The organism is Streptococcus halitosis (assembly GCF_027691175.1).
GTDB classification, from domain to species: domain Bacteria; phylum Bacillota; class Bacilli; order Lactobacillales; family Streptococcaceae; genus Streptococcus; species Streptococcus halitosis_A.
The window spans coordinates 303,185-328,684 of the sequence record NZ_JAQFBD010000001.1 but is presented as its reverse complement, the minus strand read 5'-3'; the positions used below and the strand labels follow the sequence as shown (position 1 = coordinate 328,684).

General features: G+C 40.4%; 28 protein-coding genes. 2 read left to right on the top strand and 26 right to left on the bottom strand.

The genetic code is table 11. From position 1 onward, the window contains the following. Positions 1 to 40 precede the first annotated feature (40 nt). Entirely contained in the window at positions 41 to 1,933 is a 1,893-nt protein-coding gene (locus PG086_RS01685; RefSeq protein ID WP_033605876.1) for a DUF2207 domain-containing protein, read from the bottom strand. A 130-nt stretch (positions 1,934 to 2,063) separates the two neighbouring features. Here PG086_RS01685 and PG086_RS01680 point away from each other — a divergent pair, with 130 nt between their 5' ends. Both PG086_RS01680 and PG086_RS01675 read left to right on the top strand, forming a co-directional pair. After that, a complete protein-coding gene (locus PG086_RS01680) occupies positions 2,064 to 3,632 on the top strand; it encodes an ABC transporter substrate-binding protein/permease (RefSeq protein ID WP_247945948.1) in 1,569 nt (522 codons plus the stop codon). Continuing rightward, complete coding sequence (locus PG086_RS01675) at positions 3,629 to 4,369, top strand: amino acid ABC transporter ATP-binding protein (RefSeq protein WP_000193355.1); 741 nt, start codon at positions 3,629 to 3,631, stop codon at positions 4,367 to 4,369. The genes PG086_RS01680 and PG086_RS01675 overlap by 4 nt, the downstream gene beginning before the upstream one ends. A gap of 92 nt (positions 4,370 to 4,461) precedes the next feature. Here the strand turns inward: PG086_RS01675 and PG086_RS01670 are convergent, their stop codons facing one another. The 25 genes from PG086_RS01670 to PG086_RS01550 all read right to left on the bottom strand — a co-directional run bounded on the left by PG086_RS01670 (position 4,462) and on the right by PG086_RS01550 (position 25,489). Next, complete coding sequence (locus PG086_RS01670) at positions 4,462 to 4,677, bottom strand: hypothetical protein (RefSeq protein WP_000241003.1); 216 nt, start codon at positions 4,675 to 4,677, stop codon at positions 4,462 to 4,464. A 106-nt stretch (positions 4,678 to 4,783) separates the two neighbouring features. Beyond that, entirely contained in the window at positions 4,784 to 5,680 is an 897-nt protein-coding gene (locus PG086_RS01665; protein ID WP_000244067.1) for an SPFH domain-containing protein, read from the bottom strand. A gap of 82 nt (positions 5,681 to 5,762) precedes the next feature. Further along, entirely contained in the window at positions 5,763 to 7,013 is a 1,251-nt protein-coding gene (ilvA, locus tag PG086_RS01660; protein ID WP_223326289.1) for a threonine ammonia-lyase IlvA, read from the bottom strand. A 79-nt stretch (positions 7,014 to 7,092) separates the two neighbouring features. After that, entirely contained in the window at positions 7,093 to 8,115 is a 1,023-nt protein-coding gene (gene ilvC, locus PG086_RS01655; protein WP_000290683.1) for a ketol-acid reductoisomerase, read from the bottom strand. Positions 8,116 to 8,205: 90 nt separating this feature from the next. After that, positions 8,206 to 8,682: an acetolactate synthase small subunit gene (gene ilvN / locus PG086_RS01650; RefSeq protein ID WP_001253806.1), complete on the bottom strand. Its 477-nt coding sequence runs from the start codon at positions 8,680 to 8,682 to the stop codon at positions 8,206 to 8,208. After that, entirely contained in the window at positions 8,675 to 10,375 is a 1,701-nt protein-coding gene (locus tag PG086_RS01645) for an acetolactate synthase large subunit (RefSeq protein WP_270747497.1), read from the bottom strand. Before PG086_RS01645 ends, ilvN begins: the two co-directional genes overlap by 8 nt. A gap of 330 nt (positions 10,376 to 10,705) precedes the next feature. Next, a complete protein-coding gene (gene fusA / locus PG086_RS01640; RefSeq protein ID WP_000090342.1) occupies positions 10,706 to 12,787 on the bottom strand; it encodes an elongation factor G in 2,082 nt (693 codons plus the stop codon). Positions 12,788 to 13,066: 279 nt separating this feature from the next. Beyond that, positions 13,067 to 13,537, bottom strand: a complete 471-nt coding sequence (gene rpsG / locus PG086_RS01635) for a 30S ribosomal protein S7 (RefSeq protein WP_000087873.1) — start codon at positions 13,535 to 13,537, stop codon at positions 13,067 to 13,069. A gap of 19 nt (positions 13,538 to 13,556) precedes the next feature. After that, the gene (rpsL, locus tag PG086_RS01630) at positions 13,557 to 13,970 is read right to left on the bottom strand and encodes a 30S ribosomal protein S12 (protein WP_001142332.1); all 414 of its coding nucleotides are present in this window, start codon (positions 13,968 to 13,970) and stop codon (positions 13,557 to 13,559) included. Between the two features lie 370 nt (positions 13,971 to 14,340). After that, positions 14,341 to 14,766 carry an IS200/IS605 family transposase gene (gene tnpA / locus PG086_RS01625; protein ID WP_270748239.1) on the bottom strand — a complete coding sequence of 142 codons (426 nt, stop codon included), beginning with the start codon at positions 14,764 to 14,766 and terminating at the stop codon, positions 14,341 to 14,343. 664 nt (positions 14,767 to 15,430) lie between these two features. After that, on the bottom strand, positions 15,431 to 16,081 hold the full coding sequence (locus PG086_RS01620) for an ABC-2 transporter permease (RefSeq protein ID WP_270747488.1): 651 nt from the start codon (positions 16,079 to 16,081) through the stop codon (positions 15,431 to 15,433). After that, positions 16,081 to 16,815 (bottom strand): ABC transporter ATP-binding protein, encoded by a 735-nt coding sequence (locus tag PG086_RS01615; RefSeq protein WP_270748237.1) that lies wholly within the window; start codon positions 16,813 to 16,815, stop codon positions 16,081 to 16,083. Before PG086_RS01615 ends, PG086_RS01620 begins: the two co-directional genes overlap by 1 nt. 1 nt (position 16,816) lies before the next feature. Further along, positions 16,817 to 17,029: an AbrB/MazE/SpoVT family DNA-binding domain-containing protein gene (locus PG086_RS01610; protein WP_000646903.1), complete on the bottom strand. Its 213-nt coding sequence runs from the start codon at positions 17,027 to 17,029 to the stop codon at positions 16,817 to 16,819. A 293-nt stretch (positions 17,030 to 17,322) separates the two neighbouring features. Continuing rightward, positions 17,323 to 17,922: a response regulator transcription factor gene (locus PG086_RS01605; RefSeq protein WP_227232296.1), complete on the bottom strand. Its 600-nt coding sequence runs from the start codon at positions 17,920 to 17,922 to the stop codon at positions 17,323 to 17,325. A 1-nt stretch (position 17,923) separates the two neighbouring features. Beyond that, positions 17,924 to 19,021 (bottom strand): sensor histidine kinase, encoded by a 1,098-nt coding sequence (locus PG086_RS01600; protein WP_270747484.1) that lies wholly within the window; start codon positions 19,019 to 19,021, stop codon positions 17,924 to 17,926. A 4-nt stretch (positions 19,022 to 19,025) separates the two neighbouring features. Continuing rightward, positions 19,026 to 19,760: an ABC transporter permease gene (locus tag PG086_RS01595; RefSeq protein ID WP_270747482.1), complete on the bottom strand. Its 735-nt coding sequence runs from the start codon at positions 19,758 to 19,760 to the stop codon at positions 19,026 to 19,028. A 12-nt stretch (positions 19,761 to 19,772) separates the two neighbouring features. After that, positions 19,773 to 20,648: an ABC transporter ATP-binding protein gene (locus tag PG086_RS01590; protein WP_000216047.1), complete on the bottom strand. Its 876-nt coding sequence runs from the start codon at positions 20,646 to 20,648 to the stop codon at positions 19,773 to 19,775. Then, positions 20,635 to 20,829, bottom strand: a complete 195-nt coding sequence (locus PG086_RS01585) for a hypothetical protein (RefSeq protein WP_180833749.1) — start codon at positions 20,827 to 20,829, stop codon at positions 20,635 to 20,637. Before PG086_RS01585 ends, PG086_RS01590 begins: the two co-directional genes overlap by 14 nt. Then, a complete protein-coding gene (locus tag PG086_RS01580; protein ID WP_070837804.1) occupies positions 20,826 to 21,032 on the bottom strand; it encodes a hypothetical protein in 207 nt (68 codons plus the stop codon). Before PG086_RS01580 ends, PG086_RS01585 begins: the two co-directional genes overlap by 4 nt. Before the next feature lie 124 nt (positions 21,033 to 21,156). Further along, positions 21,157 to 22,824, bottom strand: a complete 1,668-nt coding sequence (locus PG086_RS01575) for a DAK2 domain-containing protein (protein ID WP_270747476.1) — start codon at positions 22,822 to 22,824, stop codon at positions 21,157 to 21,159. A gap of 2 nt (positions 22,825 to 22,826) precedes the next feature. Next, positions 22,827 to 23,192 (bottom strand): Asp23/Gls24 family envelope stress response protein, encoded by a 366-nt coding sequence (locus PG086_RS01570; protein WP_000216435.1) that lies wholly within the window; start codon positions 23,190 to 23,192, stop codon positions 22,827 to 22,829. Positions 23,193 to 23,450: 258 nt separating this feature from the next. Continuing rightward, on the bottom strand, positions 23,451 to 23,639 hold the full coding sequence (gene rpmB / locus PG086_RS01565) for a 50S ribosomal protein L28 (RefSeq protein WP_001140948.1): 189 nt from the start codon (positions 23,637 to 23,639) through the stop codon (positions 23,451 to 23,453). 106 nt (positions 23,640 to 23,745) lie between these two features. Continuing rightward, positions 23,746 to 24,420: a LiaF transmembrane domain-containing protein gene (locus PG086_RS01560; RefSeq protein ID WP_247945941.1), complete on the bottom strand. Its 675-nt coding sequence runs from the start codon at positions 24,418 to 24,420 to the stop codon at positions 23,746 to 23,748. 5 nt (positions 24,421 to 24,425) lie between these two features. After that, positions 24,426 to 24,872 carry a LytTR family DNA-binding domain-containing protein gene (locus tag PG086_RS01555; RefSeq protein ID WP_000776577.1) on the bottom strand — a complete coding sequence of 149 codons (447 nt, stop codon included), beginning with the start codon at positions 24,870 to 24,872 and terminating at the stop codon, positions 24,426 to 24,428. Positions 24,873 to 24,985: 113 nt separating this feature from the next. Next, positions 24,986 to 25,489: a phosphatase PAP2 family protein gene (locus PG086_RS01550; RefSeq protein ID WP_247945939.1), complete on the bottom strand. Its 504-nt coding sequence runs from the start codon at positions 25,487 to 25,489 to the stop codon at positions 24,986 to 24,988. Positions 25,490 to 25,500: the final 11 nt, after the last annotated feature.

The following is a 25,500-nucleotide window of genomic DNA, read 5'->3' as shown; positions in this document are numbered from 1 at the left end:
CCTCTATTATAGCATAATTTCGGATTCTGCGATAGATTTTTTAGAAAGCACCGATGCTACCACCGCCTCCGCCTCCTGAGAATCCTCCACCTGAAGAACCACTTCCAGAAGAGACGGAGTAATTGCTTGCTGTATTTGCGACCGCTGCATAGTATTTCATCTGTCCAGTATAGGTATGAAGTTGCGCATACCAGCCATAGACAATGTAACTGTCCAAGTCTGGATTCTCAAGATGGATTTGCCGAACTTTCATTAATTGGCTGACCTTCTTGGCATGACCAAAAAGAGTCGCATAGACCAGAAGGCGATTCCAAAGGACGATACTCTCCAACTCAGCCTTGTCTAGACGGGCGATATTGCGAAGCATATTTTCAAAACTCTTCCAGTGATAGTAAGCCTCTGCCCCTTCATCTGTCAAGACGCCATTATCATAATACCCGTATGTTACAACATAAATTAGCACTAAAATAATGGAAGCAAGTAATCCCAAAAAGAGGAGGTAGAACGAAACAAAACCATACGTGTTCCAACTACAGTAGAAGAATAGCCAGCTCCCTACGGCTGAACCAATTAATCCAATCCACATAGCCAGAGATAGTTTCTTCTCACCCGTACTCAAAGGACGGTAATAATTTGGAATACGCAACGCATGCACCTTGTCTTTGACGCGCTTTTCAATGTTAGAGATGCGTCTATCAAACGAACGTTTCAGTTGCTTCCCTATCTCCTGAACCTGCTTTGCATCCTTTTTAGAAACTCCACGATAAATACTTGGTGAAACCTGATAATCTGAAAACAGATCCGAAATTGCCAACTCTTTCTTATCTGAAAAGCAGAGTGTCAGACATTCCTTCTCAAAATTTGCCAATCCACTTTCATTTATGATTTTAAGAATTGGCTCTTTTTCCCCTTTCTTAATAGCCAAATGCCCTCTATCTACTAGATCCAGCAAAGTAGCCTGAATGACTCGTTCAAATGTAAAACGACCAAATCCTTTTGCTCCCGGTTTCATTTCGCTCAGTGATAAGGAATATACACTCTCTGCTAAAACCATTGGCGGCCAATCCATAGGTGGCTCATAGAGACGATGGTTCTTAGCAAATTTCTTCTTGGGACTAATTTCTTTTTTGAAACGTTTATAAAAGATTAAACCGACAAACAGAAGAACCGTCAAAACAATTGGAATAAGCCACATCATCACAATCTTGTCCGAAGCTTTTTCACTTGCTATTTCAAGCTCAACTCTTTTAAACCAAATGAGGTTATCAGATACCAATCCTTGATCTGGAGCTTCTGAAAAAGCACTTCTCGGCCAGTAAGCATGTAGTTCCACCTGACGATTTCTCGGAAGATCTTTCATCTTGACCTGGTAGAAATCATTTACCTTTTTGATACTAGCTTCCTTAAAGAGTTTTCCTGTATGGAAATAGAGTTTCTCTGCTGGATTTTCAGAGCTAACCTTGAACTCAAACTCTTTAATATCTCCAGAACTATCTGTCAAGGGTTGCCAATTTAGCTCAGCGATATCCTGATATAAGAAGAGAAGGTTTGTTAGTTTCCAGGTAACCGTCACCCGAACAGTATCTCCGGCATATCCAGCATTATAAATTTTTACCTTGTAGCCGTCCTCTTCCTCCATAGTATAAAAGGAAACATTTTGAATAATTTGCCCATTTTTAGACACTTGAACGGTCGGGTCGGGATCAATGTCAAATCCTTCTGGCATTTTCCCAGCTTTTCCTAGTCCAACTAGCTGGCCATTATAATCATCTCCAAAACGGTAGGTGATTGTTTCCTTAAAAATCGCAGTATTATCTGCATGAATATTCAAATCTCCCTGATAGGATAAAATATCAAAGTCTACTGCAAAAACTAAGCTCGGTATAAATAATAAACAAGCAAATACCAAAGTCACCAGCCATCTTTTTTTCATAATCGATTCCCTTTCAATCTTTTCACCATTATATCATTTTTTATAAGTAAAGGCTTACTTGTATTGAAAATCTCACCATTTTTAGATACAATAGAGAGAAGTCATTTTTAGACTAGAAATAGGAGAAAACATGAAAAAATTATGCTTATCTATTCTTGCTAGCCTAGCCCTTACATTAGGACTGGTTAGCCAAGTCCAAGCCGACGAATATTTACGCATCGGGATGGAGGCAGCTTACGCTCCCTTCAACTGGACCCAAGACGACGATAGTAATGGTGCTGTCAAAATCGACGGTACCAACCAATATGCCAACGGCTACGATGTTCAAATCGCTAAAAAAATTGCCAAAGATCTAGGTAAGGAACCTTTGGTCGTGAAAACCAAGTGGGAAGGGCTTGTTCCAGCCCTTACTTCTGGCAAAATCGATATGATCATTGCTGGTATGAGCCCAACCGCTGAACGTAAACAAGAAATTGCTTTTTCAAGCAGTTACTATACTAGCGAGCCAGTTCTATTAGTCAAAAAGGACTCTGCCTATGCAAATGCCAAATCTTTGGAAGATTTTAGCGGAGCAAAAATCACTTCTCAACAAGGTGTTTACCTTTATGATTTGATTTCTCAAATTCCAGGTGCCAAAAAAGAAACAGCTATGGGGGACTTCGCTCAGATGCGTCAAGCTTTGGAGGCTGGTGTTATTGATGCCTATGTTTCTGAACGACCTGAAGCAATGACCGCTGAGTCTGCTAACGCTAAGTTCAAAATGATCCAACCCCAACCAGGTTTCAAAACTGGCGAAGAAGATACAGCTATCGCCATTGGACTTCGTAAAGATGACAGTCGTATCAGCCAAATCAATGCGAGTATTGAAACCATCTCTAAGGATGAGCAAGTAGCCCTCATGGATCGTATGATTCAGGAGCAACCTGCCGAAGCCACAACAACTGAAGAAAGTAGCAGTAATTTCTTCAGCCAAGTTGCTAAAATTCTTTCTGAAAACTGGCAACAGCTCTTGCGTGGTGCTGGTATCACTCTTTTAATCTCAATCATCGGAACTATCGTAGGTCTCATTATCGGTCTTGCCATTGGTGTCTTCCGTACGGCTCCTCTCTCTGAAAACAAAGCCATTTACAGCCTACAAAAACTAGTCGGTTGGATTCTCAATGTCTATATTGAAATCTTCCGTGGTACACCGATGATCGTTCAATCCATGGTTATCTACTATGGTACTGCTCAAGCTTTCGGTATCAATCTTGACCGGACACTGGCTGCTATCTTTATCGTCTCAATCAACACAGGCGCTTACATGACAGAAATCGTTCGTGGTGGTATTCTAGCAGTTGACAAGGGACAGTTCGAAGCTGCAACCGCTCTTGGTATGACCCACAATCAAACCATGCGTAAAATTGTCCTTCCTCAGGTTGTCCGTAATATTCTACCTGCTACTGGTAATGAGTTTGTCATCAATATCAAAGATACCTCTGTATTGAACGTTATTTCAGTTGTCGAGCTTTATTTCTCAGGAAATACTGTAGCGACGCAAACCTATCAATACTTCCAGACCTTTACCATCATTGCAGTGATTTACTTTGTCCTCACCTTCACTGTGACCCGTATCCTACGTTTTATCGAACGCTATATGGACATGGATACTTACACTACAGGTGCTAACCAAATGCAAACGGGGGATTTGAAAAAATGACACAACCAATCCTTGAAATCAAACACCTAAAAAAATCCTATGGGCAAAACGAAGTGCTAAAAGACATTTCCCTCACCGTCCATAAAGGAGAGGTTATTTCCATCATCGGAAGCTCGGGAAGCGGAAAATCAACCTTCCTTCGTTCAATCAATTTACTCGAAACACCTACAGGGGGAGAGATTCTCTATCGCGGAGAAAATGTTCTGGAAAAAGGCTATAACCTCACCCATTATCGTGAAAAGCTCGGTATGGTTTTCCAATCTTTCAATCTCTTTGAAAATCTGAATGTCCTTGAAAATACTATCGTTGCCCAAACTACTGTACTCAAACGCGACCACTCTGAAGCTGAAAAAATTGCCAAAGAGAATCTCGAAAAAGTTGGTATGGGAGAACGTTACTGGCAAGCCAAGCCTAAACAACTTTCAGGTGGACAAAAGCAACGTGTAGCTATCGCTCGTGCACTCTCCATGAATCCTGACGCCATTCTCTTTGACGAACCTACATCTGCCCTTGACCCCGAAATGGTCGGGGAAGTCCTCAAAATTATGCAGGACCTAGCTCAAGAAGGCTTGACCATGATTGTTGTAACCCACGAAATGGAATTTGCTCGCGATGTCTCCCATCGTGTCATCTTCATGGACAAGGGAGTCATTGCAGAAGAAGGTAAACCTGAAGAACTCTTCACGAACCCTAAAGAAGAACGGACCAAAGAATTCCTTCAGCGTTATCTCAATTAATAAATAAAGACTGCATACAGAATGCAGTCTTTTTAGTTTGTAATTGTAAAGAAAAGGCAGACTCGATTCAGGAATCTGCCTGTAACCACAGTTCAATCTTCAAATTTTTCATGATTTTTTTCATAGAAATCGATTAAACTAAGAGCTGTTTCAAATGAAATATTTTTAACTTTTGCGCGTCCTTGTGCTAGAGCAATGATAGACATTTCACGCGCATTCGTTTCTTTAGAGATACGGTAACCTGTGATCTTCTTATCACGGACCCAGCCAACAACTGCTTCTACCTTTTCAAAGTTTGACTTAACCATGTTCTTCTCCTGAATTATTCTTTACAATTCTTAATTGTATACGTTTTTATTTCATCTGTCAATAAAAAAACATATATTCGTCACAACTATATTATTCTGCATATTTTTATTTGGCTTTTAAAGCCGATAATATATGAGTTCTTATATCCTCAACTCCATTAGGATTTGCTGGTAGGAAGATTGTATTATTACCCTCTTTATCCGCAAAATTATTCAACGTATCTAAATACTGGTTCGTTAATAGGATAGACATGATTTGTTCTTCAGTCAGCTCAACATTAGCTCCCTTTAACTCTTTGATAGAATCAGCCAGTCCGTCAACAATCGCTTTACGCTGTTCTGCAATCCCTACACCATGTAGGCGATCTTTTTCTGCTTCTGCTTCTGCTGCGGTCACGATCTTAATCTTATCTGCTTCAGCAAGTTCTTGCGCTGCAACTCTCTTACGTTGAGCTGCATTGATTTCATTCATTGATTGTTTTACTTCAGCATCAGGTTCAACCTTAGTAATCAGAGTTTTGACAATGATATACCCATACGTAGACATTTCTTCTGCCACTTGTTTTTGAACTTCTAAGGCGATTTCATCCTTCTTCTCAAACAACTCATCTAGGGTTAACTTTGGTACAGATGAACGCAAAGCATCTTCAATATAGGATTTGATTTGGGCTTCTGGACGCATCAATTTATAATAGGCATCTGTGACATTGTTTTCATTCACTCGATACTGAGTTGCCACATTCATCGTTACAAATACATTATCTTGCGTCTTTGTCTCTACAACGATTTCACTCTGCAACAAGCGTAGTTGTACTCTTGCTGCAATTCTATCAATCCCAAAGGGAGCCCGCAAATGAATACCACTATTGCTCAACTTTTGGTATTTACCAAAGCGTTCTATAATAGCGACAGATTGTTGTCGTACCACATATACAGAACTAATCGTAATCACTGATGCAATCACCACTAAAATCAATACAACAAGTAAAATTTGTAAAACCATGGGAATCTCCCCCTTTCATCACCCTCATTATAACACCATCGTTATCATTACGCAAATAATATGATAATAATTTTATTTTAGTTTAAACTAACATATTATACAATGTTTCATTTCCATTCAAATTAATATAAGACGGGTCAAACTTTTCCATTCGATGAATCAATCCAGCATAATCATGCTTATTGGCAAGAGCAATCCCAATCAATACAGGACCCGTCCCCTTGCTTGCTCGTTTGATATATTCAAAACGAGTGATGTCATCATTTGGCCCCAAAATGTCATTTACAAACTCTCGTAGAGCTCCAGGACGCTGTGGGAAATTCACTACAAAGTAATGCTTGATTCCATCGTAAATCAAGGCACGTTCTTCCATCTCTGGCATACGGTTGATATCGTTATTTCCCCCAGAAATGATACAACAAATCGTCTTTCCTTTGATATAGTCTGATAAAACTTCCAAGGCTGCAACACTAGCAGCCCCTGCTGGTTCCGCTACAATTCCTTGTTTGGAATAAAGATCAATCAAGGTTTCAGAAATCAATCCCTCATCTACCCCAATCAGCGTTTCAACATTCTGACGGGTCGCTTCATAGGTCAACTGTCCAACCTTCTGTACAGCTATCCCATCAGCAAACTTATCAATTTCTTTGAGTTTAACTGGACCTCCCGCCTCAAAGGCAGCCTTCATCGAACGGGCACCATTGGCTTCTACCCCAATCACTTCGATAGTCGGGTTGGTTTCCTTAATATATGTAGAAACACCGGCAATCAATCCACCACCGCCTACTGGCACGAGTACTGTATCAAAATCAATAGACTCTTTACGGGCTTCTTCAAGAATTTCATAAGCGACAGTCCCTTGACCTGCTTGGACATGAGTATCATCAAAAGGATCAATGAAGGTACGGTTTTCCGACAGTGTAAATTCTTGAGCTGCTTTAGCTGAGGCATCAAAGGTATCTCCAACTAACTTGATTGTCACAAAATCACCACCAAAAAAGCGAACCTGTCCAATCTTTTGTTGCGGTGTTGTGATGGGCATAAAGATGGTTGCAGGAATCTTCATCTCATTACAAGTATAGGCGACACCTTGGGCGTGATTTCCTGCAGAGGCACAGACTACACCACGCTCACGTTCTTCTTTTGATAGTTGAGAAATGGCATAATAGGCTCCGCGAATCTTAAAGGAACGAACACGCTGGGCATTCTCCTTCTTCAAATAAATCTTAGCACCATACTTCTCCGATAAATAATGATCATAATCAAGCGGAGTATTGACTACTACACCACTCAATACTTTGTGGGCTTTCACCACGTCTTTTGCACTTAGCATTGTCTCCTCCTCAAATACTGTTTAAGATAAAAAGCGAGTTAGGTACCCCCAACTCGCCTTCTGTTTTTCTTCACAAGAATTAGTTGTAGATTTTGAATGCGTCGTCGTCATTTTTACCAACGAATGGCATTGCTTTACGCAATTCAGCACCAACTTTTTCAATTTCAAGGTTAGCTGCTTGTTCACGGTAAGCAGTCAATTTTGGACGTCCAGCCTTGTAGTCATTTACAAAGTCATTTGCAAATTTACCATTTTGGATATCTGCCAAGACAGCTTTCATGTTTTCTTTAACTTGCTCAGTAATCACACGTGGACCTGATACATAGTCACCGTATTCAGCAGTGTTAGAAATTGATTGACGCATTTTCTTGAATCCACCTTCATAGATCAAGTCAACGATCAATTTCATTTCATGAAGAACTTCAAAGTAAGCCAATTCTGGGGCGTATCCTGCTTCTGTCAAGACTTCAAAGCCTGCTTCGATAAGGGCAGTCAAACCACCACAAAGTACAGCTTGTTCACCAAACAAATCTTCTTCAGTTTCTTCTTTGTAAGTTGTTTCAAGCAAACCAACACGAGCTGCTCCAACCCCCTTACACCAGTCCATAGCAATGTTTTTAGCATTTCCTGTTGCATCTTGGTAAACTGCGTAAAGAGCTGGCACACCAAATCCTTCTTCGTAAGTACGACGTACCAAGTGTCCTGGTCCTTTAGGAGCACACATAAAGACATCTACATCTGCAGGAACTTTGATAAATTCAAAGTGGATGTTAAAACCATGGGCAAATCCAACTGCATTTCCAGCTTCCAAGTTTGGAGCGATTTCTGCTTCGTACAATTCTTGTTGGATTTCGTCTGGTGCCAAGATCATGATAACGTCAGCCAATTTAGTTGCTTCTGCCACTGTATAAGTGTCAAAACCATCTTCTTTTGCTTTGTCAAAAGATTTACCTGGACGTACACCGATAATGACATCACGACCTGAATCACGCAAGTTTTGCGCATGCGCATGTCCTTGTGAACCATAACCGATTACGGCGATTTTTTTACCGTCAAGCGCTGCTACTTTAACATCTTTTTCGTATTCCATTTGAACTGCCATAGTTTTTCTCTCTTTTCTATTATTTATTGCCTTTTAGGCTGGTTTAACAAATTTATGATGGATTTTATGCTCAATAAAAATCAAAGAGTATTAGTCGCGGGTAAATCCAGTTGCACCCGTACGAGCGATATTTTTGATACCATATGGTCGAATCACTCGCAATAAAGCTTCACTCTTTTCAGCATTTCCAGTCATCTGAATAGTGATGGAGCTTGGAGCCACATCTACTACCGTTGCACGGAAAGGTTGGATAATGGCCAAGATTTCTGCACGCTTTTCAGCAGGAGCAGATACCTTCACCAAGATAACTTCTCTTTCCAAGTGTGGTTTATCTGTGATATCTCGAATGCGAATCACATCAATCTGACGATTCAGTTGTTTAATGATTTGCTCTACTTCATCGTGTGAAGCTACATCGATAATGATGGTAATCCGTGATACATCAGGATTCTCTGTCGCACCAACTGAGATACTCTCAATATTGACTTGACGACGTGAAAGGACACCTGTAAAACGATTGAGGACTCCTGAACGATTTTGTAGTTTTGCTGTTAACATTCTACGCATGGAACTTAACCCCCAACATCTCATGATTGCTCTTACCAGCTGGTACCATCGGTAAAACTTGTTCCTTACGAGAAATATCCACCTCGATAAACATGGGCACATCCTCCAGAATGACTTCTAAATCCTTCTCTAGCGTCTCTGGATTATCAAATTTATAATTTTTGATGCCGTAAGCCTGTGCCATCAGCTGGAAATCAGGAAGTGTATCAAAGACTGATTCGGAAGTTCTACCCTCATAGAAGGATTCCTGCCACTGACGAACCATTCCTAGGGAGTGGTTATTCAACATGACAACCTTAATCGGTACCTTGTATATGTTTAGGATTGCTAGTTCCTGATTGGTCATCTGGAAGCCACCATCACCGACAAAAAGGATAACTTCTTTTTCCGGATTGGCAATCTTAGCTCCGATAGCTGCGGGAACTCCGAATCCCATGGTACCCAAACCACCTGAAGTGACTAACTGACGCTCATTTTGGTAAGGATAATACTGAGCCGTCCACATTTGGTGTTGACCAACGTCAGTTACAACAATGGCATCCCCATTCGTCAACTCACCAATGCGTTCAATAACGGCCTGCGGTTGAACCACACGTTCTTTCTTATCATAAGAACGAACTCGATTCTTGTCCTTGGTAACTTTTTCAATCCACTTTTCAGTATTATTATGAACAGTTGGTTCTGCTAAAAGCATCTGCAAGGCTTTCTTAGCATCGCCCACCACAGGAATATCTGCTCTGATAATCTTGCCAATCTCAGCTGGGTCAATATCAATGTGGGCAACCTTAGCATTCTTCGCAAAGGTCTTAGGATTTCCAGTCAAGCGGTCATCGAAACGGCAACCAATACTAATCATAAAGTCGGCTTCCGTCATGGCAATATTAGCTGCGAAAGACCCGTGCATGCCCCCCATTCCTAGGAAGAGCGGATGACTCGTTGCAATCGTACCTTGTCCTAAAAGACTGGTCACGACTGGAATTTGGTAGCGTTCTGCAAACTCATTGAGTTCTGTAGCTGCTTCTGCATAACTAACTCCACCACCTGCTAATAAAACAGGTTTCTTGGCTTTTGACAATTGCTTCAAGATTTTCTTGATTTGCATGTCATTTGGCTCCAGAGTTGGCTGATAGCTTGGCAAATTCACTTCGGGTGAATAGATGAAATCTGTCTCTAAGGCAGATACGTCTTTTGGTAGGTCAATCACGACAGGCCCTGGACGACCTGTCGTTGCGATATGAACAGCTTCCGTAATGATACGAGGAATATCTGCTGTCTCACGAACTTGGTAATTGTATTTGGTAATGGGCATGGTAATCCCCACGATATCCGCCTCCTGAAAGGCATCCTTCCCAATCCCTGCTCGCGCCACCTGACCCGTAAAGACCAAAAGGGGAACGCTATCGCTCATGGCATCTGCAATCCCTGTAATGGCATTTGTAGCTCCCGGTCCACTCGTGACGACAGCAACACCCAACCTTCCAGTTGATTTGGCATATCCTTCAGCTTCGTGCAAACAACCTTGCTCATGGCGTCCTAAAATGTGACGAATGCCTTTAAAATTGTATATCGCATCATACAAAGGTAAGACTGCACCACCAGGATAGCCAAATATGGTATCAATTCCTAAATCACGAAGTGTTTCCAAAACTAGATCCGACCCCGTCTTAGGAGATTCTAAACTGATTTTCTCCATTGTTCCCCTTTCTCTTCTCTTAAAAATAGCTTGTTACTATCATACCATTTTTTCAAAAATTTTCAAGACAAAAGAAGCAATTTTCTGAATTTTCTATCTAAAAGTGTATTTATGAACTTTTTTATCATTTTTATTAACATATCATCAAAATAAGGAACTTTCCCCTACTTTCATTTATTAAATCAGTCTAATTTCTTCGTACATGGGATGGAAGTTGGCAAGATTTTCATTTAATTCCTAAATTTCCATAATATATTCAGCAGATATGCGTGCAATAAAGGTAATAAAAAAGGAAGCCACCAAGTGACTTCCTTCTATTGCGAAGACAGATTATTCTTCACCTTTGTTTTTCTTAATGATTTCTTCTTGTACTGACTTAGGTACATCTTCATAGTGGTCAAATACCATCATGAATGTACCACGTCCTTGAGATGCAGAACGAAGAACTGTTGCGTAACCGAACATTTCAGCAAGTGGAACGTAAGCACGAACAATTTGGCTGTTACCGTGTGCTTCCATACCATCTACACGTCCACGACGAGCAGTTACGTGACCCATAACATCACCAAGGTTTTCTTCTGGAACAGTGATTGTTACAAGCATCATTGGTTCAAGGATAGCTGGTTGTGCAGTCTTAGCAGCTTCTTTAAGTGCAAGAGATGCAGCAATCTTGAAGGCAGTTTCAGATGAGTCGACATCGTGGTATGAACCATCGTAAAGTTTAGCTTTAACGTCAACAATTGGGTAACCTGCAAGAACACCGTTAGCCATTGCTTCTACAAGACCTTTTTCAACCGCTGGGATAAATTCACGAGGAACCACACCACCGACGATTGCGTTTTCGAATTCGAATCCTTTACCTTCTTCGTTTGGAGTAAATTCAATCCATACATCACCGAATTGACCTTTACCACCAGACTGACGTTTGAAGAATCCACGTGCTTGAGTAGAAGCGCGGAATGTTTCACGGTAAGATACTTGAGGAGCACCTACGTTCGCTTCAACTTTAAACTCACGACGCATACGGTCAACAAGGACGTCAAGGTGAAGCTCACCCATACCAGAGATAACTGTTTCACCAGTTTCAACGTTTGTTTCAACGCGGAATGTTGGATCTTCTTCAGCCAATTTTTGAAGAGCGATACCCATCTTGTCTTGGTCTGCTTTAGATTTTGGCTCAACCATCAATTGGATAACTGGTTCTGGAACGTCGATTGATTCAAGGATGATTTTAGCTTTTTCATCAGTCAATGAGTCACCAGTTGTCGTATCTTTCAAACCAACGGCAGCAGCGATATCACCTGAGTAAACAGTGTCGATTTCTTTACGGCTGTTAGCGTGCATTTGAAGGATACGTCCGATACGTTCACGTTTACCTTTAGAAGTATTCAATACGTATGAACCTGATTGAAGAACACCTGAGTAAACACGGAAGAATGTCAAACGACCTACGAATGGGTCTGTCATGATCTTGAAGGCAAGAGCTGCAAATGGCTCTTCATCAGATGCTGGACGAGTTTCTTCTTCATCTGTATCTGGGTTAACACCTTTGATTGCTGGGATGTCAAGTGGGCTTGGAAGGTAGTCGATAACCGCATCAAGCATCAATTGAACACCTTTGTTTTTGAAGGCAGAACCACACAATACTGGGAAGAATTCAACATTGATAGTAGCTTTACGGATACCCGCTTTCAATTCTTCGTTAGTGATTTCTTCACCTTCGAGGTATTTCATCATCAAATCTTCATCAGTTTCAGCAACTGCTTCGATCAATTTTTCACGGTATTCTTGTGCTTGTTCAAGATATTCAGCTGGAATATCTTCTTCAAGGATATCTGTACCAAGGTCGTTAGTATAGATTTCAGCTTTCATCTTGATCAAGTCGATGATACCGCGGAAGTCATCTTCAGCACCGATTGGCAATTGGATTGGGTGTGCGTTTGCTTGAAGACGGTCGTGAAGTGTGCTTACAGAGTAAAGGAAGTCAGCACCGATTTTGTCCATTTTGTTGGCAAATACGATACGTGGAACTCCGTATTCAGTTGCTTGACGCCAAACTGTTTCAGTTTGAGGCTCAACACCTGATTGTGAGTCAAGAACAGTAACCGCACCATCCAATACACGAAGAGAACGTTGTACTTCGATTGTGAAGTCCACGTGTCCTGGTGTGTCGATGATGTTTACACGGTGGTTGTTCCATTGAGCTGTTGTCGCAGCAGAAGTGATAGTGATACCACGTTCTTGCTCTTGCTCCATCCAGTCCATTTGTGACGCACCTTCGTGAGTTTCACCGATTTTGTGGATTTTACCAGTGTAGTAAAGAATACGCTCAGTAGTTGTTGTTTTACCGGCATCGACGTGAGCCATGATACCGATATTACGAGTTTTTTCAAGTGAAAATTCGCGTGCCATGAGGTTTGTTTCTCCTATTTATTTTTGATTTCTATTCTATTATAACACGATTTTAATAAAAACGGATAGGCAGGACCTACCCGTTCTCAATGTTTATCTTGTTTTTGTTGGTTTCAACTTGTAGACAAGTTGAATTGAACTCGGGCTAAAAGCTCAAGTTAGCTGATTTGAACTCAAGCTAAAAGTCTGAAGAAAAAGATGAATCTCATTGGTTGCAATCGCAACCTACTTCGATTCCCTATTTTCTCTGGGACTTTCTTAACGCTTTCGTATCCTATCTTACCAACGGAAGTGTGCGAAGGCACGGTTAGCTTCAGCCATACGGTGAGTGTCTTCACGTTTCTTAACTGCTGCACCAGTATTGTTCGCAGCGTCCAAGATTTCTTTCGCAAGACGGTCTTGCATTGTGTGTTCACCACGAAGGCGAGCGATGGTTACCAACCAACGAAGTCCAAGTGTTGTACGACGTTCTGGACGAACTTCAACTGGGACTTGGTAGTTAGATCCACCAACACGACGTGCACGTACTTCAAGTACAGGCATGATGTTTTCCATAGCTGTTTCAAATACTTCAAGTGCATCGTTACCAGTAGCTTCTTTGATTTGCTCAAAAGCACCGTAAACGATTGAAGCAGCTGTACCACGTTTACCATCAAGCATAACGCGGTTGATAAGACGAGTAACTAGTTGTGAATTGTAAAGCGGATCTGGCAATACGTCACGTTTTGGAGCTCTATTTTTACGACTCATTTCTCTTTATCCCCTTTCCTTATGCTTTTGGACGTTTAGTACCGTATTTAGAACGGCCTTGTTTACGATCGTTAACACCTGCAGTATCAAGTGCACCACGGACGATATGGTAACGTACCCCTGGAAGGTCTTTTACACGTCCACCGCGAAGAAGCACCACGCTGTGCTCTTGCAAGTTGTGTCCGATACCTGGGATGTAGGCAGTAACTTCGATAAGGTTGCTCAAACGTACACGAGCGAATTTACGAAGGGCAGAGTTAGGTTTTTTAGGTGTCATTGTTCCAACACGAGTTGCAACACCACGTTTTTGTGGTGAAGAAACGTTTGTTTGAACTTTTTTATGACTGTTGTAACCAACGTTCAAAGCTGGTGATTTAGATTTTTCTACTTTTGATTTACGCGGTTTGCGAACCAATTGGTTAATTGTAGGCATCTACATTCTCCTGTGTTTTTTATTTTTGGTGATGATACACTTGGTGACAGCTACCATCTGTGTGTACTTTTGCAACATTTGTCAGCACGTCCCTGTACACTTTTGAGAGACCAAAAGTAAAAAGTACCGTCTATTATTGTAACACAATTTTTCCTTCATTGTCAAGATATTTTTCATTTTTATTCCAATCTTTTAGCTCTTTAACACTAGCTTTCACCGCTTTTCTAAATCATAACCACCCGTCTAATGGGTGGTTTGCATTAGGGCTATAAGCCCAGATCACCAGCCAGCGCCTAAAGACGCTGGCTTTTACGTTGTTCAAGCCTCATTGCTCTTGACTCTTCACAAACCTCTCAAAGAGGTGTCCGCATTACTTACCACTATCCCTAAAGGGATCCTCATATTCTTTTACACTTAATTTATCCAATGCTATATCATACTTTTCCTGCTCTTGAATATATTTCTTAATTGTGGTTTCATTAAGTCCTACTGTACTCACGTAGTAACCTTCTGCCCAAAAATGCCGATTTCCAAACTTATACTTGAGGTTGGCGTGTTTATCAAACATCATGAGTGCACTTTTGCCTTTTAAATAAGCCATGAAACTTGAAACACTTATCCTTGGTGGAATACTTACTAACATATGTACATGATCAGGCATTAAGTGACCCTCGATAATTTCAACACCTTTATAACTACATAAGCGGTGGAATATTTCTCCCAAACTACTTCGATATTGATTATAAATGATTTTTCGTCTATACTTAGGGGTGAACACAATGTGATATTTACACATCCACTTTAGACCAGAAACATTCACACCAAATCTTTTTGAAAGCTGTTTGAAGCTTTGCCCTTGCTTTCTTAGTTCATAAATCTGAACTTTATCTTCATAACTCAATTTCATAATAAAATACCCCAAAAGTTAGATTTTTTCTGTCTAACTTTTGGGGTGCAGTATAGCTCCAGTATTGCAATAATCTCATTTCCTTCCTTATCGCCAGTTTCATTAAAATCAAATGAATGATATAATTTACAAGATACTTTATTTCCGGGTTAATATGACAGCCGGTAACACTTTGCTTTACCATAGGAAAAAGATTTAATAAAATTCAAGCCAAGAGCAATGGCCTCCCTTCCAAACCCTTTTTTCTGATACTTTTGATCAATCATTAAACATCAAAGGCTATAGTTTCCTCTTGCAATATCAGATGCATTATCCCAATAATCAATCACATCATAGCTAATCATGATAAAACTAACAGGAATTTCACCATCATAGGTACCAAACGGAAATATAAATTTATTTTGCTGCTCTGATACCTACAATTTTGGTATCTCCCATACATTTTTTCCATATGAAACACTGTTCTAACAGCTCCACAACTTTTAATTCTTTATCAGCACCATTTTCTATTGGATTTTCTCCGACAAAATACGGACACTTAATGTATTCAATTTTATAAATCAATTCTTTCGAAATCTTTTATAGCTTTCTGATAAGAAAACCAGGTGCATAAGTTAAACATGGCAACACCAAAAAGCAATATTACTATCTGTGGTACGTTCAAATTTGAAGAATCATTCAAACTTTCTAATCCAGGAATATGGTGTAATATCTCTCCCATGAATATTATGACAGTTGCGACTGCGCAGAATAGGATAAAAGGCTTCCCAATCTTATAAGCTGTTTTAAAAAAGCCTGTGAGAAAAACACTGTTAAAGGTTGCAAACACAAGCATTATATAGCCAAGATATGCAGCATTTGCATTCATCAACGGATTTGTCACATACGGTGTGACATCTCCTAAGAGTCTCATCCGAATAATCGTCAGAAAAAGACATAATATGAAAGCTATGCACTCGATAAATAAAACAAATAAATATTTAGCCGTAACCACATCTTGTTTTCTAACTGGCAACATGACCGTGTAGGTGATATCATCACATTCTCGGACTTGTTGATAAGTATAAAAAATACCAAGACAGATAAAAAAGGAACCGACAAGAATAGGATACCTTGGAATCATCGTAATAGCTGAAAAAGTTATAAACCAATAACTCAAAGGATTTGCTGTTAGTTTCATTTCTTTATAGAGAAGTTTTCTCATCACAAATTCACCTCTTCCCTTTCAATATGCACCATAATATCTTCAAGTGTGGATTTCTGCCCTATTTCTTTCGTGTAATGACTGATAAATTCCTCTTTTCTCTCAGATAAAAGCAATTCACCATTTTTTATATAAGTAGTAGTATCTGCACACTTCTCTAAATCACTAGTAATATGAGTAGAAAACAAGATTGCTACCCCTTTTTCTGCTAGTTTTCGAAAGATTTCATTCATCTCATCTCTAGATACTGGATCAAGTCCACTAGTTGGCTCATCTAAAATTAAAAGCTTAGCATGATGAGAAAGAGCTAAAGTAAGATAAAATTTTACTTTCATCCCCTCAGACAGTTCCATAATTTTCTTATTTTCATCAAGCTTAAATGCATCAAGATAATGACGATACGATTCATCATCCCAGTTATCATAAAAAATACGAGTAATGGCGACAATATCCTTTAATTTTTTTCTTTTATAATAATTGGTTCCTCCCACTGCATAACCAATTCGTTGTTTGATTTCATCTTCATTATCCAGATAATCCATTCCAAGAATACGGACATTCCCTGCATCTGGATGAACAAGATTTAGAATGGATTTAATCGCTGTAGTCTTACCTGCTCCATTCCTACCGATAAATCCCATAACCTCACCTGATTTAACATGAAAACTTATAGGTTTCAATTCAAATGCTGAATATTTTTTTGTAATATCATTTACCTCTAAAACATACTTCATTTTATTCATCCTCCTTCTCTTCAAAAGCAATTTCCATCAAGTGTGCAAAGGCTCCCTTCGGCGGTATGGCAATTCCACGCTTTTCATCACCAAGAAGTAGAATCGTATCGCCAGGTTTGATATTAAAGACATCGCGCGCCTGTTTTGGTATTACTATTTGACCTTTTTCTCCAACTGTAGCCGTCCAAGCATATTTACCTTTTGGTGCTTTCACAACTATTACCCCCTTATGGTATGATTTGTATAACTAATTATACCACTTATCCTAAATAATACAAGTGCAGACTACATCCATTTACCATCATAATAAAATGCTCGTAAAAATATGTACCACTCATCCCAAAACTAAGAATCTTAGACACCTTAACCCTAACTTTTTGTAAGTGGTGCTTATTCATTAACTACTCTCTCTAGAAAATATGTGACTACAAACAAAAAAAAGGAGGCAATTTGCCTCCTCCTGTCTAGTATGGATTTCCTTCAATTTAGCAATCATTTGAGTTGTTATCAAAGCCAACCAGATTCTTTTGCGATATTGGCTGCCTCTGTTCGATTACCAGCATCTAGTTTCGAAAGAATATTGGTGACATAGTTTCGGACGGTTCCGTTTGATAGATAAAGCTGATCTGCGATTTCTTGATTAGACAAACCCTGAGCGATTCCCTTTAAAACAGCGATTTCTTGCTCTGTTAACGGATTGGGGTGCGTCATCACCACTTCCATCAATTCAGGCGAATATTCCTTGCGTCCTTCGAGAACAGTGTGCAAGGTTTGCATGAGGTCTGCGATGCTTCTTTCTTTTAAGACATAAGCATCCACTCCAGCCTTGACCGCACGTTCAAAATATCCGGGACGTTTGAAGGTCGTCACCACAACTACCTTTGTTTCTAGCTTTTCTGCTCGTATCCACTCCAAGACTTCGAGGCCTGTCTTAACAGGCATTTCTACGTCAAGAATGGCGATATCCACAGACTCTTTTTCTAGGAGTTGAATTGCTTCTTGCCCATTCTTGGCTTGTATGACAGTCTCTACATCTGGTTGAAAGGTAAGCAACTGGCACATAGCATCTCGCAACATACTTTGATCTTCTGCAACAAGTAATTTCATCTTAATTTCTCTCCTTATAAGGTAGCCGAACCTGCACTTCAGTCGGATGTTTCTGACTGATCACCTTTACTTCTCCTGAAAAAGGAAGGACACGGTCTCGAACGGTATGGAGTTCATCTCCTTTTAGTGAAGCAAAGCCACAGCCATCATCTCTCACTGTTAGGATGAGTTCTTTCTCAGTTCGTTCTAATTTCAAGTAAGCTTTCGATGCTTTAGCATGCTTGATGATGTTGGTCACTAACTCAAGCAAAATCATGGAGGCCGTTGATTCTAATTCCTGAGTTAGGCTAGCTGTATCTAGTTGGTGATTGATTTCCGTTTCAATTCCTGCAATTTCCAGCATTTTTTTAACAGTCGCAAACTCGGAAGCAAGGGTTCTTGTTTTAAGATTTTCGATAATTGTACGGACTTCATTCATGGATTCTTTACTGATTTGATGAATTTCTTTTAATTCTTTTTCCACTTGAGGATAGGCCTGCATTTGAAGAAGCTGGAGGGCAAGGTCCGTCTTCACACTCAACATGGCAAAGGTATGACCTAGGCTGTCATGAAGATCCTGACCGATACGACTGCGTTCGTTTTCAGCCAAGAAAAGATTGAGCTTGGCATTTTGTTTCATCTTTTCTTCTTTTAGCTCTTCTGCTATCCGAATTCGATAGAGACCAAAAGTCAAGGCATCAGAAAAGACAAAAGTCACCAAGAAAAAGAGCAGTTGCCAGGGACTAACTTGATCGACCATATAAATCCCTGTCAAAATCAACGGTTGCAAGACAATAAAACTGACAAAACGCCAAGAGTGAAAAGATATCTCATCCAGTTGGTAAATGAGGAGGTTTGATAAATAAAAGATAAACCAAGCGAAGCTCCCATTCAGCCAGACGGAACTGTAAAAAATGTAGGCAAGCATGATCCACCAAGCCAGCCACTGCACGGTGCGATTCTGACTGACTAAAACCGAATAGAAAGCTAGTACAAATAGTAGAGTCCATAACAAGGTTAAAAGCGGGTACTCTCCAACAATGACACCCGCTATAGGAAAGATGATAAACACTGTTGAAATATGAAACATATAATGAGTGTTTTTTAATTTTTCCAACATAGATTTATTTTACCTCGATCCGTTTTTTCAGTTGGATTACCAAGACACCAAAGAAAACTGTATAACCTAGTACAACCAAGGAAGCAAGAATATTAAATTCGTGGTGCTCCAAATAAGTAGAGACGACCTGCATCAGTTGATAGGTTGGGGTCAGTTTTCCAATGGATTGGAGCCATTCTGGGAAGGAATCCAAGGGGAACCACAGTCCACCTAGAACAGCCAAAGCAATATAGGCAATATTTCCAACAACCGTCATCAGTTGAGCACTGGGTAGCAAGCTCACCAAGACCCCCATGCTGATAAAGACCACGCTTCCGATCAGCAAAATAGCACCAATTACCATCCAGTCAAGCCAAGGCAGAGTCACTCCACGGACAAAATGACCAACTGAAAAGACAACTGTAATTGATAACAAGAAAGTCAGTAGGGTACTGAACAGTTTTGATACATAATATTCTACCATAGATACGGGAGAATGTTGAATCAATTTTTGCCAGTTGTTTGTCTTATCAGACTCGAGTGTGCTTGGGATACTGAAAAAAGCACTTGACATGATACTAAAGAGCGTCATGGCAAAAAGATAGGCTTGAAGAGCAATTTCTGGAATATCTGACCCTGACATCATACCAGAAAAGATAAGGTAAAACACACTTGGAAGTCCGATGGATAGCAAGTAGTAGACTGCTTGCCGTTTCATCAGAATGATTTCCACTTTCATGAGACTTGTCATATTTTTCATCGTCAATCTCCTTTAGTCTTGAGTCGTTTCGAAGATACTGTCTAAGAGAGTTCGATTGCGAACTTCAATTTCTTCGATCATGCAGCCCTGTTCTTGCAAGACTTTCCATACCTGGCTGGCTTCTTTGGTTGTGAAGGAAAGAGCATTTTGCTTGATTTCAAGCCCTTGAATCTGGTCCAAAGTGCTGATAACTTCCTGATAAGTTAGTGGTACCGTAAAATGTTTTTCTTGTTCTTCACCACGCATGGCATAAGGTGTCGTATCCCGGATCAATTCACCCTTGTGGAGGACCAAAATGCGGTCAGCCGTATGTTCTACCTCTTCGATATAGTGAGAAGAGTAGACAATGGTGACACCATTTTTCTTTAACTGATTGACAATTTCCCAAAAATGCTGACGTGTCGAGGTATCCATGGCAGCAGTTGGTTCGTCCAAAAATAGAATTTTCGGACGACCTATTAGTGCCAACACGAAAGAGAACAAACGTTTTTGCCCACCAGACAACTTGCCCGCTAGCTGATTTTTCTGTTTGTCCGAAAATCTCAGCAAGTCATCAATTTCTTGATTGGAGAGACTGTTTGGATAGATTGATTGAAAGAAGGATAAGAGTTCTTTCACTTTCAAGTCTTGAACCACCGTATTTTCTTGAGGTAAGATAGAAATAAGCTGCTTTAATCGAGGATCTGTTGGTGCAAAGCCTTGAATAGCTATCTGACCTGAGCTCACGAACTTGTCGCCCAAGAGGCAATCAATCAAGGTCGTCTTACCTGCTCCGTTAGGTCCGATCAAGGCGACACATTCACCATCGTTGATTTCAAAGGAGATGTTCCGCAAGATCTCCTTGTCTTTTATTTTCTTACTCAATTTCTCAACTTTAATCACAGTCATGAGATTCTCCTTTCAACCACTTCATTCCCATAGGGAAAACGACAAAAATCATAAATCCAAAACCCCAAGCACCACGAATAAATTGGCGAAGCAAGGTTTGGTCAAACCACCCAGTAAACATTTCCACTAACCATACCAAGAGTGACAGACCGATAAAGAGACAGATGATTGCTTTTTTCATTCCTCAAACTCCTTTTTCACATCTCTGACTAATTTCAAACCTTCTCTGACAAACCAAGACATCATTCCAAAGCCAGCAAATAGCTCCCAAGGAAAATGATAGAAACCCTCGTCCAATCCTGAAAACATGAGATAGGTCATAACTCCTGCTGCTACTAAACTCACTGCGACAATCATTTTATTTTTCATTTCTTCTTCCTCCATTTCATACTTCAATTATAGTCTTTTGAAGTTGGCGGAGCTAGATGCTTCTGTCACTAGGAAATATGACAAATGTCATAAAAAAAGAAAGTTGCAAAATCAACTTTCTTTTTAATCGATTAAATTTTTATTCCACACTGAAAAGATATGGATATACAGGTTGTTGACCTTGGTGAATCTCTACTTCAACATCTTCAAATTCTTCTGCGATTTCTTGGGCAATTTCATTGGCAAGTTCTTCGCTTCCGTCTTCACCGACATAGAAAGTCACGATTTCACTGTCCTCGTCCAACATATGTTTCAATGTTTCTGTCAAGGTTTGGTGCATGTCAGGATTTGATACAAGGATTTTCCCATCTACCATACCAAGATTGTCATTTTCATGAATTGCTAATCCATCGATAGTTGTATCGCGAACGGCAGTTGTTACACTACCGCTGATGACATCACCAAGGGCTGCAGTCATGCGTTCTTTGTTTTCTTCGATTGATTTGCTTGGATCAAAGGCAAGAAGACTGGTCAAACCTTGAGGAATTGTACGTGCTTCTACCACAACAGCAGGTTGTTCAAGCACTTCAGCCGCAGACTGAGCTGCCATAAAGATATTTTTGTTGTTTGGCAAGAAGATAATGTTGCGAGCATTGACCTGTTCAACAGCCTTGATAAAGTCTTCTGTTGAAGGGTTCATTGTCTGACCACCTTCGATGACATAATCCACACCTTGGGCACGGAAGATATCTGCTAAACCTTGACCAGCTACTACTGCGATAAGGGCATACTCTTTTGTTTCAACAGGCTTGTTGCCTTGAGTTGCTTCTTTTTCAACTTGCGCTTCGTGTTGATTACGCATGTTGTCCACTTTTACTTTGATCAAGCTACCATATTTGAGACCTTCTTGCATGACAAGACCTGGATCTTCTGTATGGACGTGAACTTTGACGATTTCATCATCATTGACAACAAGGAGCGAGTCACCGAGTTCATTCAAGTAGTTACGGAATTCGTCGTAGTCAAAGTCCTTAGAATAAGTTGGACCTTGTTTGAGAGCTACCATAATCTCTGTACAGTAACCAAAGGTAATATCCTCAGTTGCAACATGCCCTGCTACAGACTTGTGGTGCTCTGCATTGATCATTTCACTCATGTTAGCAGGAGTCGCTACAAAGTCTTCAGAAGCACTGTATTCACCAGTAAGAGCTGAAAGGAATCCTTCGTAGATGAAGACCAAACCTTGACCACCTGAGTCTACCACACCAACTTCCTTAAGGACTGGAAGCATTTCTGGTGTCTTAGCCAAAGCTGCTTTTGCACCTTCCAAGGCTGCACGCATGACCTCAACAGCATCATCTGTCTCCTCGGCTTTTTTCTTAGCCCCAATAGCCGCTCCACGAGAAACAGTCAAAATGGTCCCTTCAACTGGTTTCATAACCGCTTTATAAGCTACTTCGACACCGGATTGGAAGGCAAGAGCCAAGTCTTGACCTGTTAATTCATCTTTTTCCTTGATAGCCTGAGAGAAGCCACGGAAGAGCTGAGAAGTGATAACCCCTGAGTTCCCACGCGCACCCATCAAGAGACCTTTAGCAAGAATGCTCGCTACTTCTCCAACTGTAGAAGCAGGCTTGTCTGCTACTTCTTTCGCACCATTTTCAATGGTCATTCCCATGTTTGTCCCAGTATCTCCATCTGGAACTGGAAAGACGTTCAATGAATTGACATATTCTGCTTGCTTATTCAAACGAGTTGATGCAGCCTGCACCATCTCTTGGAATAAACTGGTAGTAATTTTTGACACGATTATTCTCCTACAACTTTGATATTTTGAATGTAGACATTCACAGTCTGAGCAGTAATTCCTAGTTGATTTTCTAGACTAAAACGAACACGCTCTTGAATGTTTTTTGACACTTCGCTTATCTTTATTCCGTAGCTCAACACGGTATAAACATCAACTGCGATGCTACCATCTTCGGCTGCCTTCACGACAACACCCTTAGAATAATTTTCCTTACCAAGGAGGGCTTGGAAATTGTCTTTGAGGGCATTTTTACTAGCCATACCGACCACTCCAAAAATCTCAGTTGCGGCACCACCTACTACGGTTGCAATCACTTCATCTGTCAGTTCGATTTGACCATCTTTTGTATTAATTTTTACAGTCATTTTTTTTACCTCAACTAGTTGATACTCTATTTTATCATATTTCAGCCCAAGTGTAAAAGCAGAATGCTGTATCGGCGGATATTTATACTCAATGAAAATCAAAAAGCAAACTAGGAAGCTAGCCACAGACAGTACTTGAGTACGGCAAGGCGAAGCTGACGTAGTTTGAATTTGATTTTCGAAGAGTATTACTCTATTTTTCAAATGGTTTTATCTCTAGAGCAAAAGAAAAAGACCTAAGCGGTCTTTTCATTTTTATTAAACGCGTTCAACTTTACCTGATTTCAAAGCACGAGCTGAAGCCCAAACTTTTTTAGGTTTACCATCGATAAGAACAGTAACTTTTTGAAGGTTTGGTTTTACGGCACGTTTTGTTTGGTTCATCGCGTGTGAACGGTTGTTTCCTGATACAGTCTTACGACCTGTAAAGTAACATACTTTAGCCATTGTGTTTTCCTCCTATTAGATCTAATATAGCGGATGTGCTAGCACCACATACCGTACTATGTTATCACACTTTCTCTATTTTGGCAAGGAAATTAGGAGACTTTTTTTATTTAACGTAAACAACTCCAAGCTTACCAAAGGCTACTTCTCCACGGATAATCAGGGTTTTGTTTGTTGGCGCTACAGGAGCATCTGCCTTAGCTGCACCAAAGGAGGTTTCTACTTTTAAATCGACACGCCAGTGTTGTGGAACATAGACAGTTGCATTCCCGAAGGCCACTTCAATATTTAAAGTTGCAAAATCACCTAACATCTCTGCATTATCATAGTAGATTTTTGCATCTCCAAAAGCAACTTCAACTTGGTCATCTACAAGATCTTGATCTTGCTTATAGAAGGTCCCACTACCAAAAGCGACTTCCTTATCCGTGACGACTGTTCGTTCACCGTTGTACCACCATTTTTTGCCATACCAAAACTTACTTGAGTGAGTGAGATAGCCAACTCCTAGCACTGCTAAGATACTAGCCCAAAACAAAGACTGGTTTGGAATAGGAAAAATGTTATAAAAATGATTCGCAATCATTAAGGCTACTAGAGCGGTAAAAACTGCTGATGTTAGATGACGACGAAGCAAAGCTTCAATGGATTGGTAAGCAAAAAAGACGATACCAATCAAAGGCCATATTTTACCATCCAAAGAAGGAATGCCAAAATTTCCTTGCAGCAAGATCCAGGCTGCTAAAACCAATAAAACAATACCAAATGCTTTCTTTTTCATGTCTTTTACCTCATGTTTCTTAGATTTTCTTTTAGGAGGGACTGGTAATGTCGTGAGACATGAACCTCCTTGTGCGTCTGATAAAAGGAAATGGTGCCCGTTCCTGAAAAGGACTTGTCCACTGAGTAAATCTGACGGATGTTTGCTATCGTTGACTTGGAAACTCGACTAAAATAGCGAGGCAAGATGGACTCCAACTCATAGAGCTTGAGGCGAACTTCATAGGCTTCCTTCTGGTTATGAGCGTAGATCTTGCTTCCTTCTGTTTCAAAGAAGAGAATTTCTGACAGGTCTAGATAATATTCACCTGTCCCCTTGTAAAAAGTCAACCTCGGAGCCTTTGACTCTTGCAAAAGTCGTTGCAAGTCTGCAATTTCATCTGTCAAAGTGGGGGTCTTGATGACAATTTCAGTCTCCTCTAAATTGTCGTCAATCTCAATTCGTAACTTCATCACATCTCCTTTCTGACTCTACTATATCAAAGCTAAGATAGGAATACAAGGGCAAAAAAGCAAGTGGTCTATATGAAGCAGTAAGTGGTTGTAGGACCAGCCTAACTTACATGTCAGAATAGGAAGAAAAGGAATCCCCACAACAGACCGCAGACATAGCCAACCAAGACGTCCTTTGGATAATGCACACCACCTAAAACCCTCACCAAGCCCAGCAAAGCTGAGAAGAGCAAGCATGCTAAGCCAACAGGTAGACTAGCATGCAGACAGGCCATGGAGATGATAGTTGCCGAAAAAACATGGCGACTGGGCATCGACTGTCCCGAGCTATCTTTTTCAAGCAGAGGACTGATGTCCCAAGTTTCATAAGGTCGCGGGTGGTTGATTTTCTTACGAAAAAGAGACAAAATCACAAAACCTGATGCAGGGATAAGCACATAAACCCCAACTTGCTGACCCAATCCTAGTTGCAGGTAAGTGGTAACTAGCAAGATCAGATAGACCAAGGGCATGGCGACTGTCATCAAGCGATTAAAACTGCGTAACAGAAATAGAAGGGTGGGATGGCTGGTGAGCCTGGAGCTGATATTTCGATACCATTCTTGATAATTTTTCATTTATACTTCTC

Coding starts and splice junctions, on each gene's coding strand:
- PG086_RS01595 (WP_270747482.1), bottom strand. CDS start 19,760: ATGAAAAATATGACAAGTCTCATGAAAGTGGAAATCATTCTGATGAAA.
- PG086_RS01605 (WP_227232296.1), bottom strand. CDS start 17,922: ATGAAATTACTTGTTGCAGAAGATCAAAGTATGTTGCGAGATGCTATG.
- rpsL (WP_001142332.1), bottom strand. CDS start 13,970: ATGCCTACAATTAACCAATTGGTTCGCAAACCGCGTAAATCAAAAGTA.
- PG086_RS01670 (WP_000241003.1), bottom strand. CDS start 4,677: ATGGTTAAGTCAAACTTTGAAAAGGTAGAAGCAGTTGTTGGCTGGGTC.
- ilvN (WP_001253806.1), bottom strand. CDS start 8,682: ATGCGTAGAATGTTAACAGCAAAACTACAAAATCGTTCAGGAGTCCTC.
- PG086_RS01615 (WP_270748237.1), bottom strand. CDS start 16,815: ATGAAGTATGTTTTAGAGGTAAATGATATTACAAAAAAATATTCAGCA.
- PG086_RS01585 (WP_180833749.1), bottom strand. CDS start 20,829: ATGAAAAAAGCAATCATCTGTCTCTTTATCGGTCTGTCACTCTTGGTA.
- PG086_RS01665 (WP_000244067.1), bottom strand. CDS start 5,680: ATGGTTTTACAAATTTTACTTGTTGTATTGATTTTAGTGGTGATTGCA.
- PG086_RS01685 (WP_033605876.1), bottom strand. CDS start 1,933: ATGAAAAAAAGATGGCTGGTGACTTTGGTATTTGCTTGTTTATTATTT.
- PG086_RS01590 (WP_000216047.1), bottom strand. CDS start 20,648: ATGACTGTGATTAAAGTTGAGAAATTGAGTAAGAAAATAAAAGACAAG.
- PG086_RS01580 (WP_070837804.1), bottom strand. CDS start 21,032: ATGGAGGAAGAAGAAATGAAAAATAAAATGATTGTCGCAGTGAGTTTA.
- tnpA (WP_270748239.1), bottom strand. CDS start 14,766: ATGTGTAAATATCACATTGTGTTCACCCCTAAGTATAGACGAAAAATC.
- PG086_RS01555 (WP_000776577.1), bottom strand. CDS start 24,872: ATGAAGTTACGAATTGAGATTGACGACAATTTAGAGGAGACTGAAATT.
- PG086_RS01675 (WP_000193355.1), top strand. CDS start 3,629: ATGACACAACCAATCCTTGAAATCAAACACCTAAAAAAATCCTATGGG.
- PG086_RS01600 (WP_270747484.1), bottom strand. CDS start 19,021: ATGTTGGAAAAATTAAAAAACACTCATTATATGTTTCATATTTCAACA.
- rpmB (WP_001140948.1), bottom strand. CDS start 23,639: ATGGCTAAAGTATGTTACTTTACAGGTCGTAAGACTGTATCAGGAAAC.
- PG086_RS01620 (WP_270747488.1), bottom strand. CDS start 16,081: ATGAGAAAACTTCTCTATAAAGAAATGAAACTAACAGCAAATCCTTTG.
- PG086_RS01560 (WP_247945941.1), bottom strand. CDS start 24,420: ATGAAAAAGAAAGCATTTGGTATTGTTTTATTGGTTTTAGCAGCCTGG.
- PG086_RS01680 (WP_247945948.1), top strand. CDS start 2,064: ATGAAAAAATTATGCTTATCTATTCTTGCTAGCCTAGCCCTTACATTA.
- rpsG (WP_000087873.1), bottom strand. CDS start 13,537: ATGAGTCGTAAAAATAGAGCTCCAAAACGTGACGTATTGCCAGATCCG.
- ilvC (WP_000290683.1), bottom strand. CDS start 8,115: ATGGCAGTTCAAATGGAATACGAAAAAGATGTTAAAGTAGCAGCGCTT.
- fusA (WP_000090342.1), bottom strand. CDS start 12,787: ATGGCACGCGAATTTTCACTTGAAAAAACTCGTAATATCGGTATCATG.
- PG086_RS01550 (WP_247945939.1), bottom strand. CDS start 25,489: ATGAAAAATTATCAAGAATGGTATCGAAATATCAGCTCCAGGCTCACC.
- ilvA (WP_223326289.1), bottom strand. CDS start 7,013: ATGCTAAGTGCAAAAGACGTGGTGAAAGCCCACAAAGTATTGAGTGGT.
- PG086_RS01570 (WP_000216435.1), bottom strand. CDS start 23,192: ATGACTGTAAAAATTAATACAAAAGATGGTCAAATCGAACTGACAGAT.
- PG086_RS01645 (WP_270747497.1), bottom strand. CDS start 10,375: ATGGAGAAAATCAGTTTAGAATCTCCTAAGACGGGGTCGGATCTAGTT.